Raw genomic sequence first — 17219 nt, 5'->3', positions numbered from 1 at the left:
TGGCCTTCGGCATGGGGAACCCCACTCCCGGAGGCCCCGGCCCCGGCCCGACGCGGCGCTGTCCCGCTCCCGCGGGGCCGGCGGCCCTCGCGGACCGCCGTCTCGCGGGCCGCAGGCCTAGACGTAGAAGCGGCTCAGGCTCTGCGCCACGCACACCGGCTTGTCGCCGCCCTCGCGTTCGATCGTCACCGTCATCGCCAGCTGGGCGCCGCCCGGAACCTCCGTCACATCGGAGATCGTCGCCGTGGCGCGAAGGCGGGACCCCACCGGCACCGGGGCGGGGAAACGCACCTTGTCCAGGCCGTAGTTGATGCCCATCTTCACTCCCTCCACCCGCAGCAGCTGCGGGAGGAAGGCCGGCAGCAGCGACAGGGTGAGGTAGCCGTGCGCGATCGTTGTGCCGAAGGGACCGGCCGCGGCCTTCTCCGGGTCCACGTGGATCCACTGGTGGTCGCCGGTGGCGTCCGCGAACAGATCGATCCGCTTCTGGTCGACCTCCAGCCAGTCGCTGGTGCCCAGCTGCGTACCGACCGCGGACCGCAGCTCATCGAGCGATGCGAAGACCCGGGGTTCCGCCATGTCCCTACCTCCACTGATGCGAGCTTCTAAGCGACTGCTTAGCATGCTGCGTGGGTGGGCCACTGTCAACGCCATGAGCGAAACGTGCCGACGTAGGGTGGTGACCCGTGCCTCGGATTCCCACCGGTGTCCATGAGCTCACCGTCGGCCGGCTGTCCGCACGCAGTGGCGCGGCAGTCTCCGCCCTGCATTTCTACGAGTCCAAGGGGCTGATCAGCAGCCGCCGTACGGCCGGCAATCAGCGCCGCTACAGCCGGGACGCGCTGCGCCGTGTCGCCTTCATCCGCGCCGCGCAGCGCGTCGGCATCCCGCTCGCCACGATCCGGGAGGCGCTCGCCGGACTGCCCGACGAGCGCACCCCCACCCGCGAGGACTGGGCCCGGCTCTCCGAGCGGTGGCGCTCGGAGCTGGACCAGCGGATCCAGCAGCTGGGCCGGCTGCGCGACCATCTCACCGACTGCACCGGCTGCGGCTGCCTCTCGCTCGACACCTGCGTGCTCTCCAACCCCGACGACCGGTTCGGCGAGCAGCGCAGCGGGTCGGCGCTGCTGGTGGACCGCAAGCGCTGAGCCGCGGACGGCCGACGGCTGTCACCACACCGGGGGCCGCCGGTGCGCCCACGGCCGGGCCTCCTCCAGCTCCGCCGAGAGCTGGATGAGTGTGGCCTCCGCGCCGTACCGGCCGCCCAGCATCACCCCGATCGGCAGCCCCTCGTCCGTCCAGTGCAGCGGGAGGCTTACGGCCGGCTGCCCGGTGGCGTTGTACAGCGGCGTGTACGGGGTGAAGGCGGCCATCCCCGCGAACTCGGCCTCCGGGTCGGCGTCATCGCGCAGGCCCCCGACCGGGGCGGGCGGCTGCGCCAGCGTCGGCGTGAGGATCACGTCGTAGCCCGTCCCGGGCGTCAGCAGCGCGTCCGCGACCAGCTGGCCCAGCCCCCGGAACGCGTACAGCGCCTCGGCGAACGCCTGGCCCGACACCCGGGCGCCGCGCTCGCGCAGATGGCGGGTGAGCGGTTGCAGCAGCGGATCCGTACCGGGCGGCAGCGGGCGGGCCAGCGCCATCACATCCCAGACGGTCGAGAAGGCGGAGCGCACCCCGTCGTCCGCTGGGAGTTCCAGCTCGTCCACGTGGTGCCCGAGTTCGCGCAACAGCGCCGCCGCGCCGTCCGCCGCGGCCCGGCAGTCCGGGTGCACCTCCACGCCCGGCACGGGCGGCGTGAGCAGCGAGACCACCCGCAGCCGGTCCGCAGGGCGCCGCCGGGCATGGTCGAGGAAGGACTCGCCGTCGGGCAGCGACGGCGCGCCGTACGCGTCGCCCGGCATGGGCCCGGCGAGGATGTCGAGCAGCACAGCCGCGTCGGCGACCGTACGGGCGAGGGGCCCGGAGGTACTCAGTCCGCTGACGTCGTGCAGGGCGGGGCCCCCGCTCACCCGGCCCCGGCTCGGCTTGATGCCGAACAGCCCGCACACCGACGCCGGGATCCGGATCGAGCCGCCGCCATCGCTGCCGTGCGCGATGGGCGCGAGCCCGCCGGCCACCGCCGCTGCCGCCCCGCCGCTCGATCCGCCCGCGGAGCGGTCGAGGTCCCAAGGGGTGCGGGCCGGGGGCGCGATGCGGTTCTCGGTGTAGCAGGGCAGGCCCAGCTCAGGGGTGTTGGTCTTGCCCAGCAGGATCGTCCCCGCCTCCCGGAGCCGGGTGTAGACGTGATCGTCGACGGCCGGAATGTGATCCGCGAAAGCCAGGGAGCCAAAGGTGCAGCGGACGCCGGCCACCAGGTTGAGGTCCTTCACCGGCACCGGCACACCGTGCAGCGGGGAGAGCCGCCGGCCCTCGCCGCGTGCCGCCACCGCCTCGCTCTCGGCCTCCGCGGCCTGCTTGCGGGCGGCTTCGGGCGTCGTGGTGATGAACGCACCCAGCGTCGCGTCCAGTTGGTCGATGCGCTGGAGGTAGTGCTCGGTCAGTTCCACCGGTGAGACCGTGCCCTGCCGGATCGCTTCCGCCTGCTCCAGGGCTGTCAGATCGTGCAGCTCGGCCATTGCCCGTCCATCCTCTCGGCTGATGGCTCGAATCCTCGCACTACTGGTGGGTAGCGAAACAGTCCCCGACGGTCCGGGCCGAGGAAATCCGGCCGCTCGGGCGGCCGGCGGGCAGCAGGTACGGACCCTGCTGCCCGCCGGCCGCGGTTGCGAGTGGCCCGGAGGGCGCTCCCCCAGAGCTTCTCCCCCAGAGCTTCGCCTGGGTGGGCGCACCCCCAGCGGTAGCTGGGGGAGTGCCCCCAGGTCGAAAGGCAGTGGGGGCACCTCCCTGCGTTGGTCGAGTACCCCCAGGGGGAGCGCGGAGGCGAACCGAGCCTCGATGTCGCCCCGCCTCAGGAGGCCGACAACAGCGCCGGCTCGCAGCGCCGCCTGGCCGCGCCAAGGGCCTGCGGCGTCAGTGCCGGCTCCGGGACGGCTATCCCGCAGCCCGTGCAGACGGGCCCGGCCGCGGGGTCGCGGGCCAGGCCGTGGCGCCACACGATGCGGTCGTCCGCGCAGACCGGGCAGGTGCGCCCCGGCCGCGACTCCAGCGCGGTGATCAGCCGGCGCACCACATCGGCCAGCGGAGCGGCCGGGTGCTGGAAGGGGTCGTCGCACCAGGCGATGCCGCAGCCGCCCCAGGTGCGCCGGTGCCAGTCGTCGAGGGCGGTGGGCCGCCGTATGCCCGCCCGCTTCTCCAGCTTGCGGCGGGCGGCGAACTGCCGGTCGTACGCAAGCCAGAGCCGCCGGGCCTCCTCCAACTCCGCCAGCGCGCCCGCGAGCCGCGCCGGGTCCGGCTGCCGGTCCTCCGTCCCGACCCCGGCCCGGGTGCACAGGTGGTGCCAGGTCGCCCGATGCCCGTACGGGGCGAACTTCTCCACGCACTTGCGCAGGGCGGTGCGCCGCTGATCGAGAGGGATCCGAGGGTCACGCACGTGTTCGGCGAGACTTCTGAAGCCGGCCATTCCTTCCACCTCCGTGGGGGGTACTTCGGCTTTGACAAATTGACGTACGGCGCGGGCAGGGGGATCCATTCGATTCGGGAGGCCACAAATTTCCGGGCATTTACAGAAGTTGACGTGCACTCATCTTCCAGTTGTGAGGTACCGCCGGTAACGTCCGGCGACCTCTAACGGGAGGAGTACGCATGCGACGGCGCCTCGTACGTCACACCGTCCGCGGACCCATACGTACCCGCACATCACTGGTCGCCACCGCGCTGGTCACGCTGGCAGCGGGGCTGCTCGCACCCCTGCCGCAGGCGTCGGCGGATCCCACACCACCCGACGCCGACTACTGCGCCGGGCAGTGCGCCGACATCCTGCCGCCGGGCTCAGCCGGCAACGCGACGCTCGTCGAGATCCTCGCGCACCGCATCCTCGGCACCCGGCCCGCCCACAGTTCGGACCAGCTCGGCCCGTACGGCGACCTGGCGGGCGGCTACCCGTCCCTCACCGATGACACACTGACCGCGTTCTTCAACGACGCCTCCTTCGGCGTGCCGGGGGACCAGGCCGCTTCGGTGACCCAGCCCCGCGGCGATGTGACGATCACGCGGGACAAGAAGACCGGGGTGCCCCACATCAAGGGGACGACGCGCTACGGAACCGAGTTCGGGGCCGGGTACGCGGCCGCCCAGGACCGGCTGTGGCTGATGGACCTCTTCCGGCACGCCGGCCGCGGGCAGCTGACCCCCTTGGCGGGCGGCGCACCGGCCAATCAGGGCCTGGAGCAGGACTTCTTCCGCCAGGCCCCGTACACCGAGCAGGACCTCCAGGCGCAGATCGACCGGATCCCGGCGACCGGCGGTGAGCGCGGCAAGCAGGCGCTGGCCGACGCCACGGCGTACGTCGACGGCATCAACGCCTACCGGGAGAAGGCCAAGAACGGCCGGTACTTCCCGGGCGAGTACGTCCTGACCGGCCATATCGACCCCATCACCAACGCCGGCGAGATCGAGCCCTTCCAGCTCACCGACCTGATCGCCCTCGCCTCCGTCGTCGGCGGGCTGTTCGGCAGCGGCGGGGGAGGAGAGGTGGAGTCCGCGCTGTCCCTCCTGGCCGCCCAGAAGAGGTACGGCCTGGCGGAGGGCACCAGGGTGTGGGAGTCGTTCCGGCAGCGCAACGACCCCGAGGCCGTGCTGACCGTTCACGACGGGCAACGCTTCCCGTACGCCGGCAAGCCGCGGCACGCCAAGGGCACGGCCATGCCCGACCCGGGATCCGTCACCGCCGAACCGCTGGTGTTCGACCGTGAGGGCGGCGCCAGGACCGGCGCCAAGGACCGGGTGCAGGCGCCGAAGAGGCTCAAGCCCCTGCAGGGGATGTACGACGACGGGGTGCTGCCCAGGGACCTGCTGCGCAAACGGCACGGCATGTCCAACGCCCTGCTGGTCTCCGGACGGCACACGGCCGGCGGCCACCCTGTCGCCGTCTTCGGCCCACAGACCGGCTACTTCGCCCCCCAGCTGCTGATGCTCCAGGAGTTGCAGGGGCCGGGCATCAGCGCCCGTGGCGCCTCGTTCGCGGGCATCAGCATGTACGTCCAGCTGGGCCGTGGACAGGACTACTCCTGGAGCGCCACCTCCGCAGGCCAGGACATCACCGACACCTACGCGGTCGAGCTCTGCTCCCCGGACGGCTCCGCCCCCGGCAAGGACGCCACCCACTACCGCTACCGCGGCAGCTGCGTACCGATGGAGAAGCTGGAGCGCCGCAACGCCTGGAAGCCGTCCCTCGCGGACTCCACGGCCGCGGGCTCGTACAGGCTGCAGGTGTACCGCACGGCGTACGGCACGGTGACCCACCGGGCGACGGTGGACGGCAAGCCCGTCGCGTACACCGCGCTGCGTTCCACCTACCGGCACGAGGCCGACCCGATCATCGGCTTCCAGATGCTCAACGACCCCGGGTACGTCCACGACGCGGCGTCCTTCCAGCACGCCGTCCAGCACATCGGCTACACCTTCAACTGGTTCTACGCCGACTCCCGCCAGACCGCGTACTACAACAGCGGCCTGAACCCGGTGCGGGCGGCAAGCGTGGACCCCGCGCTGCCGGTGTGGGCTCGGGAGGCCTATGAATGGCGAGACTTCGACCCACAGGCGAACACCGCCGCGTACACTCCGCCCGAGCAGCACCCCCAGTCGGTCGACCAGGACTACTACATCTCCTGGAACAACAAGCAGGCGAAGGCCTACAGCTCGGCCGGCTTCGGCAACGGCTCGGTGCACCGCGGCGATCTGCTCGACGACCGGGTGTCCGCTCTCGCTGAGCGAGGCGGGGTGACACGCGCCTCGCTCACCCGCGCCATGGCCGAGGCGGCCGTCACCGACCTGCGGGGCGAGGATGTGCTGCCCGAGCTGCTGAAGGTGCTGCGCAGCAAGCCCGTCACCGATCCGCGGCTGGCCACGGCGGTTCAGCAGCTGGAGTCCTGGCAGGCGGCGGGCTCGCAGCGCCGCGAGACCGCACCCGGCTCGCACACCTATCTCCATCCCGACGCCGTACGGGTCATGGATGCCTGGTGGCCCCTGCTGGTCGAGGCGGCCTTCCGGCCGGGGCTGGGCGGTGAGCTCTTCGACGCGCTGCGCGGCCGGCTGTCCATCGACGAGTCGCCGTCGGCCGGGCACGGGCCTATGGGCGGGCACGCGGGCTCGGCGTTCCAGTCCGGCTGGTGGGCCTACGTCGACAAGGACCTGCGGAGGGTGCTGGGCCGGCCGGTGAAGGGTCCGCTGGCGAAGGCGTACTGCGGCAACGGCGATTCCGGTGCGTGCCGGGACACACTGCTGGCCACGCTGAAGCAGGCCGTGGCGAAGCCGGCGACCGAGGTATACCCCGGCGACGACGTCTGCAAGGCGGGCGACCAGTGGTGCTCCGACACGATCGCCCACCGGGCGTTGGGCGGGATCACCCATCCCCTCATCAGCTGGCAGAACCGGCCGACCTACCAGCAGGTGGTGGAGTTCCCGAGGCACCGCTGAGCCCAGTACACCCATGCTGCCCCTGTTGCCGACCCGGTCTCGGCAACAGGAGCGGTGGCTCAGCGGCCGATACGGCCCGCGGCCAGGACGATCCGGGCCAGCTCGTCGTGACAGATGTCGCTGTGCGCCCCCGTCGGAGGACCGCCGCGCCGTACGACCGCGGCCGCATCGACGCTCACGCATCCGCCGCGCGGGAAGGGGCCGTCGAGCGCCTGGGCCAGGGACAGCCGCTTCGCCCCGTCCACGGCCTTGATGCCGTCGAACCCGATGGCGCCCCAGCGGGCACCGAGGTCCAGCAGCCCGGCCGAGTCACCGGCCGTACGGGAGGCGAGGGGGTACCAGACTCCCAGCGCCGTGTCATGGCGAGAGAAACAGGAGACGACAGGTCCGTCCACGCGGCGGTGCGCTCCGTCGAGCGCGCCACCGCGGCTGCTCGCGTGCGGCAGCCGGCCCGCGAATGCGTAGTGGGAGAAGGCGCCTTGGAGAAGCGTCATGGACTTCACCGCGTTCACGCCGCCGGGCAGCCCCCGTAGTGCGAAGGACACCAGCCGCCCGCCGAAGCTGTGCCCGACCAGATGGATCCTGAGCCGGGGGGCGGCGACAGCGAGGCGGCCCAGTACGGGTCCGAGACCCGCCTGGCCAACCGTGCCCGCCCGGCGCTTCATGGCGTAGTAGGTGGCCTGGCGCAGTACTTCCTGCCCGCCGCCCCACAGCCGGCGCAGCCCGTCGCCGAGGAACGTGGCCTGCGAGGGCACGCCGGATTCCTCCAGCGTCATGGTGAACAGCCGGCAGACCTCGACCGGGTCGTCGGCCAGCATGGCCGGGGGAAGGTCGAGGTGCTCCTCGCCCCCGGCCTCGGAGCGTGCTGCCGCGGTCCGCGGTTCTACGGCGACGAGCTGCCGGACCAGCTGGGCGAACTCCTCGAACGCCGCCTGTGAATCCTGGCGCTGCGTCAGGAGTTCCGCGATCCGCTCGATCACCGCCCCGCGGCCGGGGAAGACACCGGCCAGTGCGCTCCGTGTCGGCTCATCCAGGCCCGGGCGGAGGGCGGTGGCGCCGATGTCACCCGTCACCGCCGGGAAGTCGGGGATGGGCTCGTCCGTGAACCGCATCGACGGCCACAGCACCCCGACGTAGCCGACGCTCGTGCCGTCGGCGCCGGCCAGCAGCCGCGGAAACGGCGCGAAGAAGCGTTTGTAGAGGTCGGTGGCGATCGACCGGTCGTTGTTCCAGCCGTGTGCGAACACCACCAGGTCGGTGACGCCTTCCGCGGCCTGCTCGACCAGCCGGTCGCGCTGCCGCGGCGAGGCGTCGCCGTCCGCGTCGAAGGTCAACTCCCAGTACGGTTCCACGCCGATTCCCGCCATGGCTACCCCCGAGCCCGCTCGATGTGGCGCATATCATCGCAACCAGCTTGGTAGTCGGCCATAGCTCGCGCAGGGAGAACTGCCTGTCAATTCCCCCGATAGAGCAGATGTTCCGCCCGGATGCGCCGGAATGCCGCCAGATCGTCCTGCCAGGCCGCGACCACCTCGTCCGTCCCGGCCCCGGCATCGATCATCGTCCGGACCGTGGAGGAGCCGGTGAGCTTGTCGATCCAGTTGTCGGAGCGCCAGGCGAAGCCGCTCCATACCTCCTTCGCGGTGACGAGCAGTGCGATGCCGGTGCGCACCGGGTCGTAGGACTCCCGGTCGTGGACGTGCAGCTGGACACCGCCGATCGTCTTGCCCTGGAACTTGGAGAAGGTGGGGGCGAAGTACGCCTCCCGGAAGCGCACACCCGGCAGCTCCAGCGCACCCGCGGCCGCCGCCCACCGGCGGTCGATGCCGTCCGCCCCCAGCAGTTCGAACGGCCGGGTGGTGCCCCGGCCTTCGGAGAGGTTCGTGCCCTCGAACAGGCAGGTGCCGGAGTAGACGAGCGCGGTGTCCGGGGTTGGCATGTTGGGGCTCGGGGGCACCCACGGCAGCCCGGTGGTGTCGAAGAACTGCCCGCGCCGCCAGCCCGCCATCCGCACGACCTCCAGCTCGACGGACCGGCCTGTCGCCTTCGGTACGAACTCCGCGTTGAACAGCAGCGCGAGCTCGCCGACCGTCATACCGTGCGCCTGCGCGATCGGCTCGCGGCCGACGAACGTCGCGTACGCCTTGTCGAGCACCGGGCCGTACGCGCCGCGCCCGGTCACCGGGTTGGGCCGGTCCAGCACCACCAGGCGCTTGCCCGCCGACACCGCCGCCACCATGCAGTCGTACAGGGTCCAGATGTAGGTGTAGAAGCGCGCCCCCACGTCCTGGATGTCAAAGACGAGGGTGTCGACTCCCGAGTCGGTGAAGATACGGGCGAGTTCCTGCCCGCTCTTGAGGTAGGTGTCGAAGACCGGCAGCCCGGTCGCCGGGTCCTCGTAGCGCCCCTCGGAACCGCCCGCCTGTGCCGTGCCCCGGAAGCCGTGTTCCGGGCCGAAGACCGCGGTCAGCCGTACCCGGTCGTCGGCGTGCATCACATCCACGATGTGCCGGACGTCCGCGGTCACCCCGGTGGGGTTGGTGATGACGCCGACGCGCTGCCCGGTCAGGAGCGCGTAACCGTCGGCCGCGAGCCGTGCGAAGCCCGTACGCACCTGCCGCAGGCCCGGGTTGGGCCGGTCCGCGTCCGTGGTCGCGTGGGCCGGTGGGGCACTGGTCGCCGCGGCGACGGCTCCGGTGGCTGCCAGCAGATTCCTTCGGGACAGACTCATGCACGCACCTCCGGGATCGGGTTACCTGTCGCTCGTTCCTCGCTCCGACGCTTGCTGCCTCCCCCAGCTGCCTCCCCCAGCTACCGCTGGGGGTGCCCCCAGGGGTGCCCCCAGGGCTGTCCCCAGGGGTGCCCCCAGGGGGTGCCCCCGTCTTTCGGTACCGGCGCGCCCTTCGGCTCACTCGCGCCGGGAGCACTGCGGCCGAGACCGGCGAGGCGTGGAGTAGACCACGCACGCTAGCGCGCTGCCGCCCACGGGGGAACAACCGTGCTCGGTCGCCTTGGTCCGAGTCGGGCAGACGGCCTCTCGCGCTCTTCCGTTTGCACATACCGACCGGTTAGTCTGCCGCAGGATTCCGCGCCTGCGGCTCGCCCGCGGCGCCAGCCGTTGATGTCCGCAGCGTCCCCGCCCACCCGGCCCTGAGCGGGTGGGCGGGGGGAGCCGGCGTGGAGCGCTGGGACAGTCGAGTCGAGGGAGGCCGATCGTGAGTGGGTTTCGGGACCAGGCAGTGGTCGTCACCGGGGCGGGCGGCGGCATCGGCGCCGCGCTCGCGCGCAGGTTCGCAGCCGAAGGCGCCCGGGTGGTCGTCAACGACCTGGACGAGAGCAGGGCGAAGGCCATAGCCGAGGAGATCGGTGGCACCGCGCTCGGCGGCGACGCCTCCGGTGTCGTCCCCGCGGCTCTTGAGGCGCTGGGCGGCGCCATCGACATCTACTGTGCCAACGCCGGTGTTGCCTCCGGCGGCGGCCCCGAGGCCGACGAGCAGGTGTGGGCCACCGCCTGGGACGTCAATGTGATGGCCCACGTCCGGGCCGCGCGCGAGCTGCTGCCCGCCTGGCTGGAGCGCGGCAGCGGCCGGTTCATCTCCACCGTCTCCGCGGCCGGATTGCTCACCATGATCGGCGCGGCGCCGTACAGCGTCACCAAGCACGGCGCGCTCGCCTTCGCCGAGTGGCTGTCGCTCACCCACCGGCACCGCGGTATCGATGTGCACGCCATCTGCCCGCAGGGCGTCCGTACGGACATGCTCCGCGCGGCGGGCAGCGCGGGCGAACTGGTGCTGGCACCCACCGCCATCGAGCCGGAGGACGTGGCCGACGCCCTCTTCGCCGGGATGGCGGAGGGGCGCTTCCTGATCCTTCCGCACCCCGAGACGGCCGACTTCTACGTCAACCGTGCGTCCGAGCCGGACCGCTGGCTGGCCGGCATGAACCACCTGCAGCAGAAGTGGGAAGGGGGCAGCCGGGCATGAACTCGTCCATCTACGCCGCCAAGCCCTGGCTCGCGCAGCTCACCGAGGCCCAGCGGGCCCCGATCCAGCCGCCGGAGACTCCGCTGCATGCCTTCCGTGCCGCGGTGCGCCGGGCCCCTGACCACCCCGCGCTCGTCTACTTCGACGGCCGGCTGACCTACCGCGAGATCGACGAGCTCTCCGACGCCGTCGCCGGCTACCTCGCCGAGCGCGGTTTCGCCCGCGGCGACCGGCTGGCGATCCTGCTCCAGAACACCCCGCAGTTCGTCCTCGCGCTGCTCGGTGCGTGGAAGGCGGGCGGCACGGTGGTGCCGGTCAACCCCATGTACAAGGACCGCGAAGTGGCCCATGTCCTCGGTGACGCGGAGGTCACGGCGCTGGTCTGCGCCGACCATGCATGGGAGGACTATCTGCGCGGGACCGCCGCCCGCTCGCCCGTACGGATCGCCCTCACGGCCTGCGATCTCGCCCTGCAGTCCCGCGACGACCGGCGCGTGCTGCGCGGCGCGCGCCTGCCGCGGCCCGAGGACACCGATGACCTTCTGGCCGTCGCCCGCACGGGCGCCGCCGCCCCCATGGGCCGCGAGCTGTCCTCCGACGATGTGGCGCTGATCAGCTACACCTCCGGGACCAGCGGCGCGCCCAAGGGCGCCATGAACACCCATGGCAACATCGCCTACAACGCCGAGCGGATGCACACCGGACTCGGACTGCCCGAGGGCTCCTGCATCTTCGCGCTCGCGCCGCTGTTCCACATCACCGGCATGGTCTGTCAGCTGGCCGCATCGATCGCCGGCGCCGGTACCCTCGCCCTCGCCTACCGCTTCGAGCCCGGCGTCGTCCTGGACGCCTTCGCCGAGCACCGGCCCGCTTACACCGTCGGCCCCTCCACCGCGTACATGGCCCTGGCCGCCCACCCCGAGGTCAGCCGCGACCACTTCAGCTCCTTCAGCATCATCGCCTCCGGTGGTGCGCCCGTGCCGCCCGCGCTGGTGGAGAAGTTCCGCGCGGCGTTCGGCCCGTACATCCGCAACGGCTATGGGCTCACGGAGTGCACCGCGCCCTGCGCCAGCGTCCCGCCGGAGAAGGAAGCGCCGGTCGACCCGGGCTCCGGCACCCTGGCCGTCGGCGTGCCAGGCCCGGACACGGTCGTACGGATCGTGGACGAGGCGGGCAAGGAGGTCCCCTTCGGCGAGCAGGGCGAGATCCTCGTCAGCGGCCCCATGGTCGTCCCCGGCTACTGGCGCCGCCCCGAGGACAGCGCCGCCGCGATGCCGGACGGCGAGCTGCGCACCGGCGACATCGGCTTCATGGACCCTGACGGCTGGCTCTACGTCGTCGACCGCAAGAAGGACATGATCAACGCCTCCGGCTTCAAGGTGTGGCCGCGGGAGGTCGAGGACGTCCTCTACACCCACCCCGCGGTGCGCGAGGCGGCGGTCGTGGGCGTACCGGACAGCTACCGCGGCGAGACGGTGAAGGCGTACGTGAGCCTGCGTCCGGGGGAGTCCGCCGCGCCGGAGGAGCTGGTGGTGTACTGCAAGGAACGGCTCGCCGCGTACAAGTACCCGCGCGAGGTGGAGGTCCTGCCCGAGCTCCCGAAGACGACGAGTGGGAAGATCCTGCGGCGGGAACTGCGCACCCGCGTGTGAGCCGGGCAGCTGGGCGACGAGGCGCTGAGCGAACGAACCAGAGGGGCAGGTGGTGGCAATGGCCAGAACGACGGAGGGCGACGGGACACCCGTGCCGCAGCGGCTACTGGCCGCCGCCACCCGCCTGTTCGCGGAGCGTGGCTACGACCGGACGTCGGTGCAGGAGATCGTCGAGGCGGCCGGGGTGACCAAGGGCGCCCTCTACCACTACTTCGGCTCGAAGGACGATCTGCTGCACGAGGTGTACGGGCGGCTGCTGCGGCTCCAGCAGGAGCGGCTGGACGCGTTCGCGGGTGCGGACGCGCCCGTGGAGCAGCGGCTGCGCGACGCGGCCGCCGACGTGGTCGTCACCACCATCGAGCACCTGGACGACGCCACGATCTTCTTCCGCTCGATGCACCAGCTCAGCCCGGAGAAGTACAAGCAGGTGCGGGCGGAGCGGCGCCGCTATCACGAGCGGTTCCGGGCGCTGATCGAGGAGGGGCAGCAGGCGGGCGTGTTCAGCAAGGAGACGCCTGCGGACCTGGTGGTGGACTACCACTTCGGGTCCGTGCACCATCTGTCGAACTGGTACCGGCCGGAGGGGCCGCTTTCGCCGCAGCAGGTCGCTGACCATCTCGCGGATCTGCTGCTCCGAGCGCTGCGGCCTTAGCGGTCGGCTGCTACGGACCCCGGCGCTTCGCGCCGGGGTCCGTCCGCCCCGATGTGGGGCGGGCGGACCGCCCCCGGGCCCTCGCACCTCGGTCGCGCCGCGAAGCCGGGCCGCGCCTGGGCCTGCTCATTGCCCGGTGCTCGCGCCGGGGGTTTCCCCGCCCGCCCCACATCGCGCCGGGGGGTTCCCCGCCCGCCCCACATCGGGGCGGGCGGGAAAGCCCCCGCGCCGTGGCACGGGGACATCGGGCCCGGCCCGGAGGGCTGGTGCCACGTCAGCCAGGGTTTGCCCCGCTCGCCGCCCTGGCACGGCCATCTGCTGCGTTGCCCGATCGACCGAGTAGGCCACTACGAGGCCGATCCGGCGCCTTGCAGCTGACCGCACCAGGTCACCTCGCTACCGGACACCCTGGCTGACGCTAGACGTGCTGCTTCAGTTCACGCCGCGCCAGCGACCGCTGGTGCACCTCGTCCGGCCCGTCCGCGATCCGCAGCGTACGGGCCGCCGCCCACAGCTCGGCGAGCGGGAAGTCCTGGCTGACGCCGCCCGCGCCGTGCAACTGCACCGCCTGGTCCAGAATGTCCACGACCGTCCGCGGCGTCGCGATCTTGATGGCCTGGATCTCCGTGTGCGCGCCCTTGTTGCCGACGGTGTCCATCAGCCAGGCCGTCTTCAGCACCAGCAGCCGCAACTGCTCGACGGCGACCCGTGCATCGGCGATCCACTCGTGGACGACGCCCTGCTGGGCCAGCGGCTTGCCGAAGGCCGTACGGCCCACGGCCCGCCGGCACATCAGCTCGATCGCCCGCTCGGCCATGCCGATCAGCCGCATGCAGTGGTGGATCCGGCCGGGCCCGAGGCGCGCCTGGGCGATGGCGAAGCCGCCGCCCTCCTCGCCGATGAGGTTGCTGACCGGGACGCGGACGTCGTTGAAGACGACCTCGGCGTGGCCGCCGTGGTAGTGGTCCTCGAAGCCGTAGACCCGCATGGCGCGGCGGACCTCGAGGCCGGGGGTGTCACGCGGGACGAGGACCATGGACTGCTGGCGGCGGATGTCGGCGCCGTCCGGGTCGGTCTTGCCCATCACGATGAAGATCGCGCAGTCCGGGTTCATCGCGCCGGAGATGTACCACTTACGGCCGTTGATGACGTACTCGTCACCGTCCCGCTCGATCCGGGTCTCGATGTTGGTGGCGTCCGAGGAGGCGACCTCGGGCTCGGTCATCGCGAACGCGGAGCGGACTTCGCCGGCGAGCAGCGGCTCCAGCCACTGCTTGCGCTGCTGCTCGTTGCCGAACTGGGCCAGCACCTCCATGTTGCCGGTGTCCGGCGCAGCGCAATTGAGGGCCGTCGGGGCCAGTTGCGGGCTGCGGCCGGTGATCTCGGCGAGCGGCGCGTACTGGACGTTGGTCAGCCCGGCCCCGTACTCGGAGTCCGGCAGGAAGAGGTTCCACAGCCCCTGCTTGCGGGCCTCGGCCTTGAGCTCCTCCACGATCGGAGGCGTCAGCCATGGGGAGGAGAGCTGTTCGCGCTGTTTCTCGACGACCTTCTCGGCCGGGTAGACGTGCTCGTCCATGAAGGCGAGGAGCTTGGCCCGCAGGTCCTCCGTGCGGGCATCGAATGCGAAGTCCATGGATGCTCAGCCCTCCTGAAGGGTGGTGAGGCCGTTCTCGATGAAGACGGGGACGAGAGCGCCGATGCGGTCGAAGCCCGCACCGACGGTCTGGCCGAGCGTGAAGCGGTAGTGGATGCCCTCGAGGATCACCGCGAGCTTGAACCAGGCGAAGGCGGTGTACCAGGCGATATCGGATACATCCCGGCCCGAACCGGCCGCGTACCGCTCGATCAGCTCGGCGGGCTCCGGATGGCCGGCGGCGCCGGCCGTCGTGCTGACCGGCGAGTCGGGCACATCGATCGGCTGGCTGTACATCACCAGCAGGCCGAGGTCGGTCAGCGGGTCGCCGAGCGTGGACATCTCCCAGTCCAGGATGGCCTGGATCCGGTCGTCCGCGCCGACCAGCACGTTGTCCAGCCGGTAGTCGCCGTGGACGACGGTCGGCGCGGGGGAGTGCGGAAGGGTCTTGCCCAGGCCCGCGTGCAGCTCGTCGATACCGGCCAGCTCCCGGTTGCGGGAGGCGTCGAGCTGCTTCCCCCAACGGCGCAGCTGGCGCTCCAGGAAGCCCTCGGGCCGGCCGAAGTCGCCAAGCCCGACGGACCCGGGGTCGACGGCGTGCAGCTCCACCAGTGTGTCCGTCAGTCCGAGCACCACGCCGCGGGTCCGCTCCGGCCCGAGCGTGGTGAGCTCCTCGGCGCTCCGGTACGGGGTGCCGTCCACGAACGACATCACGTAGAAGGGCGCCCCGATGACGGACTCGTCCTCGCACAGCAGCAGTGGCTCCGGGACCGGCACGGCGGTCTTGTGGAGGGCACTGATCACCCGGTGCTCACGGCGCATGTCGTGGGCGGTGGCGAGCACGTGTCCCAGCGGGGGCCGGCGGACGACCCAGTGGGAGGTGCCGTCGGTGACCCGGTAGGTGAGGTTCGACCGGCCGCCCTCGATCAGCTCGGCGCTCAGCGGTCCCCGCACCAGTCCGGGGTGCTCGCGGTCCAGATGGCCGCGGAGCCGCTCGAGGTCGAGTCCTGGGGGGTGGTCGTTGCTCATCGGGCACACTCCTGGCGTGAGGGCGGGCGGACGGTGTCGCCCCTCATCATGCCGACCAGTCGGTATGTCGTCCAGTGTCCCAGAGCAGTCCGCTGCCGCACAGAAGCAGATTTCAGCGCCGAAAGGAAGAGAAGTGCTGCTCGGAAGGTGATTTAGGCCGGTTCAGGCGTGGCAGGCCATCGGCACTCCGCCGTTCATCGCCGTCATGTCGCCGAAGATGGCCTCCGCGTCCAGGGGCGCACCCGTCGGCTGCCCGTCCAGCTCGGCGTACGCCCGGTGCAGGTTCGCCACCAGCCGCTCGCTCTCGCGCAGCTCCGCGAACTCCCTGAGGTCCGCCTTCCGGGCGGCCTCCAGCGGTGTGTGGCCTGCCGCGCGCGCCGTCTGCGCCAGCTCGGCGACGTACCGCAGATAGCGCTCGACGGTGTCGTACACCCCGGCGTCGGTGACCTCGCCGTGGCCCGGGACCACCGTCCGTGCGCCGAGCGAACGCAGCATCTCCAGCGCCTTGAGGGAGCCGGTGAGGGACCCTTGGGGGATGAACGGCGTGCCGCCGTGGAAGATGAGGTCGCCCGTGAAGACGATCTTCTGCTGCGGCAGCCAGACGATGGTGTCGCCCGTGGTGTGTGCGACGCCCGGGTGGATCAACTCCACCTCGAGGTCTCCCACATGGCAGGTCAGCCGGTCCTGGTAGGTGACGGTCGGCGCGGTGATACGGATGTCGCCCCAGTCGACCGCGGGCCACAGTGCGTGCAGCTGGTTCCCGGCGGCGAGGGTCTCGCGGCGGCAGGCGCTGTGCCCGACGACGGTCGCGGTCTCGGCGAACACGCAGTTGCCATAGGTGTGGTCGCCGTGGTGGTGGGTGTTGACGACCGTGCCGGGGAGGGGCGCGCCGCTTGCGAGGACCGCGTCGCGCAGCAGACACGCCCGCCGCTCGGTGGCGGCCGTGTCGACGAGCAGGGTGCTGTCCCCGTCGCTGATGAAGCCGGCGTTGTTCAGACACCAGCCGCCGTCGGGCTGGATGAACGCTCCCACCTCCGGTGTCAGCCGGACGTGGTACGGCTCCGTGCCGGATGCGTCTGCCTCCGTGCGCGTGGCGCCGGTCATGGGTGTCCTCCCCTGTGCCAGTAACGGGCCCGGCATAGCATGACAGAGCGGACCTTCAGCGGGGGAGTTGGGCGAGGGCCGCGTCAGTGATCTGTTGCGGGGAGCGGTCGATCGGTACGGAGGCTCCGTGCTCGTCCGGCTCCAGCGGTTCGAGGTCGGCGAACTGCGAGCGGAGCAGGTCGGGTGGCATGAAATGGTCCGAGCGATGTGCGAGCCGTTCGGCGATGAGTTCCGGTGAACCGTCGAGATGCAGGAAGAAGGCCTTCGGCTCGGCATCGGCCAGCCGGTCCCGGTAGCGGCGTTTGAGGGCCGAGCAGCTCACCACCCCGCCGCAGTCCGCGTGTTCGCCCAGCCAGGTGCCGATGGCGTCCAGCCAGGGCGCGCGGTCGGAGTCGTCGAGAGGAGTACAAGCCGACATCTTCGCGATGTTCTCCGGCGAATGGAAGTCGTCCGCGTCGGCGTACGGGACGCCGAGCCGGTCGGCGAGCAGCCGGCCGACGGTCGACTTGCCGGAGCCGGAGACGCCCATGACCACGACGGGAGGGCCGGACGCGGTCTTCGGCCGGCGGTCGTTCGCGGTCATACCCACAGGC

At 71.6% G+C, this 17219-nt stretch carries 14 protein-coding genes; 5 read left to right on the top strand and 9 right to left on the bottom strand.

Going from position 1 to position 17219, the window contains the following annotated elements; translation table 11 throughout:
- Window positions 1-117 precede the first annotated feature (117 nt).
- Window positions 118-579: a MaoC family dehydratase gene (locus tag ACY34J_RS23010; RefSeq protein ID WP_462728525.1), complete on the bottom strand. Its 462-nt coding sequence runs from the start codon at window positions 577-579 to the stop codon at window positions 118-120.
- Between the two features lie 107 nt (window positions 580-686).
- On the opposite strand from ACY34J_RS23010, the gene soxR reads away from it, so the two are divergent.
- Window positions 687-1148 (top strand): redox-sensitive transcriptional activator SoxR, encoded by a 462-nt coding sequence (gene soxR, locus ACY34J_RS23005; protein ID WP_462728526.1) that lies wholly within the window; start codon window positions 687-689, stop codon window positions 1146-1148.
- A gap of 21 nt (window positions 1149-1169) precedes the next feature.
- On the opposite strand, the gene ACY34J_RS23000 is transcribed toward soxR, so the two are convergent.
- Window positions 1170-2615, bottom strand: a complete 1446-nt coding sequence (locus ACY34J_RS23000; protein WP_462728527.1) for an amidase — start codon at window positions 2613-2615, stop codon at window positions 1170-1172.
- Between the two features lie 332 nt (window positions 2616-2947).
- On the bottom strand, window positions 2948-3559 hold the full coding sequence (locus tag ACY34J_RS22995) for a hypothetical protein (RefSeq protein ID WP_462728528.1): 612 nt from the start codon (window positions 3557-3559) through the stop codon (window positions 2948-2950).
- Window positions 3560-3741: 182 nt separating this feature from the next.
- Here ACY34J_RS22995 and ACY34J_RS22990 point away from each other — a divergent pair, with 182 nt between their 5' ends.
- On the top strand, window positions 3742-6573 hold the full coding sequence (locus ACY34J_RS22990) for a penicillin acylase family protein (protein WP_462728529.1): 2832 nt from the start codon (window positions 3742-3744) through the stop codon (window positions 6571-6573).
- Window positions 6574-6632: 59 nt separating this feature from the next.
- On the opposite strand, the gene ACY34J_RS22985 is transcribed toward ACY34J_RS22990, so the two are convergent.
- Together ACY34J_RS22985 and ACY34J_RS22980 are read right to left on the bottom strand one after the other, a co-directional pair.
- Complete coding sequence (locus tag ACY34J_RS22985) at window positions 6633-7940, bottom strand: serine-threonine protein kinase (protein ID WP_462728530.1); 1308 nt, start codon at window positions 7938-7940, stop codon at window positions 6633-6635.
- Between the two features lie 86 nt (window positions 7941-8026).
- Window positions 8027-9304: an exo-beta-N-acetylmuramidase NamZ family protein gene (locus ACY34J_RS22980; RefSeq protein ID WP_462728531.1), complete on the bottom strand. Its 1278-nt coding sequence runs from the start codon at window positions 9302-9304 to the stop codon at window positions 8027-8029.
- Between the two features lie 484 nt (window positions 9305-9788).
- Here ACY34J_RS22980 and ACY34J_RS22975 point away from each other — a divergent pair, with 484 nt between their 5' ends.
- The 3 genes from ACY34J_RS22975 to ACY34J_RS22965 are packed head-to-tail and all read left to right on the top strand — an operon-like array spanning window position 9789 to window position 12860.
- Window positions 9789-10556, top strand: coding sequence for an SDR family oxidoreductase (locus ACY34J_RS22975; protein WP_462728532.1), 768 nt, complete (start codon window positions 9789-9791; stop codon window positions 10554-10556).
- On the top strand, window positions 10553-12208 hold the full coding sequence (locus ACY34J_RS22970) for a long-chain-fatty-acid--CoA ligase (RefSeq protein ID WP_462728533.1): 1656 nt from the start codon (window positions 10553-10555) through the stop codon (window positions 12206-12208). Before ACY34J_RS22975 ends, ACY34J_RS22970 begins: the two co-directional genes overlap by 4 nt.
- Before the next feature lie 58 nt (window positions 12209-12266).
- Window positions 12267-12860 (top strand): TetR/AcrR family transcriptional regulator, encoded by a 594-nt coding sequence (locus tag ACY34J_RS22965; protein ID WP_462728534.1) that lies wholly within the window; start codon window positions 12267-12269, stop codon window positions 12858-12860.
- 418 nt (window positions 12861-13278) lie between these two features.
- Here ACY34J_RS22965 and ACY34J_RS22960 read toward each other — a convergent pair whose 3' ends face one another.
- From ACY34J_RS22960 to ACY34J_RS22945, 4 genes are all read right to left on the bottom strand, one after another.
- Complete coding sequence (locus tag ACY34J_RS22960) at window positions 13279-14493, bottom strand: acyl-CoA dehydrogenase family protein (protein ID WP_462728535.1); 1215 nt, start codon at window positions 14491-14493, stop codon at window positions 13279-13281.
- A gap of 6 nt (window positions 14494-14499) precedes the next feature.
- A complete protein-coding gene (locus ACY34J_RS22955; protein WP_462728536.1) occupies window positions 14500-15522 on the bottom strand; it encodes a phosphotransferase family protein in 1023 nt (340 codons plus the stop codon).
- A 162-nt stretch (window positions 15523-15684) separates the two neighbouring features.
- Entirely contained in the window at window positions 15685-16626 is a 942-nt protein-coding gene (locus ACY34J_RS22950) for an MBL fold metallo-hydrolase (RefSeq protein ID WP_462728537.1), read from the bottom strand.
- A 55-nt stretch (window positions 16627-16681) separates the two neighbouring features.
- Complete coding sequence (locus tag ACY34J_RS22945) at window positions 16682-17209, bottom strand: gluconokinase (RefSeq protein WP_462728542.1); 528 nt, start codon at window positions 17207-17209, stop codon at window positions 16682-16684.
- Between the last annotated feature and the right edge of the window lie 10 nt (window positions 17210-17219).

The sequence above is a fragment of the Streptomyces sp. HSS9-12 genome (assembly GCF_054963655.1).
This window is presented reverse-complemented; position numbering and strand designations above follow the sequence as displayed.

Coding starts and splice junctions, on each gene's coding strand:
- ACY34J_RS23010 (WP_462728525.1), bottom strand. CDS start 579: ATGGCGGAACCCCGGGTCTTCGCATCGCTCGATGAGCTGCGGTCCGCG.
- ACY34J_RS23000 (WP_462728527.1), bottom strand. CDS start 2,615: ATGGCCGAGCTGCACGATCTGACAGCCCTGGAGCAGGCGGAAGCGATC.
- ACY34J_RS22995 (WP_462728528.1), bottom strand. CDS start 3,559: ATGGCCGGCTTCAGAAGTCTCGCCGAACACGTGCGTGACCCTCGGATC.
- ACY34J_RS22990 (WP_462728529.1), top strand. CDS start 3,742: ATGCGACGGCGCCTCGTACGTCACACCGTCCGCGGACCCATACGTACC.
- ACY34J_RS22985 (WP_462728530.1), bottom strand. CDS start 7,940: ATGGCGGGAATCGGCGTGGAACCGTACTGGGAGTTGACCTTCGACGCG.
- ACY34J_RS22980 (WP_462728531.1), bottom strand. CDS start 9,304: ATGAGTCTGTCCCGAAGGAATCTGCTGGCAGCCACCGGAGCCGTCGCC.
- ACY34J_RS22970 (WP_462728533.1), top strand. CDS start 10,553: ATGAACTCGTCCATCTACGCCGCCAAGCCCTGGCTCGCGCAGCTCACC.
- ACY34J_RS22965 (WP_462728534.1), top strand. CDS start 12,267: ATGGCCAGAACGACGGAGGGCGACGGGACACCCGTGCCGCAGCGGCTA.
- ACY34J_RS22960 (WP_462728535.1), bottom strand. CDS start 14,493: ATGGACTTCGCATTCGATGCCCGCACGGAGGACCTGCGGGCCAAGCTC.
- ACY34J_RS22955 (WP_462728536.1), bottom strand. CDS start 15,522: ATGAGCAACGACCACCCCCCAGGACTCGACCTCGAGCGGCTCCGCGGC.
- ACY34J_RS22950 (WP_462728537.1), bottom strand. CDS start 16,626: ATGACCGGCGCCACGCGCACGGAGGCAGACGCATCCGGCACGGAGCCG.
- ACY34J_RS22945 (WP_462728542.1), bottom strand. CDS start 17,209: ATGACCGCGAACGACCGCCGGCCGAAGACCGCGTCCGGCCCTCCCGTC.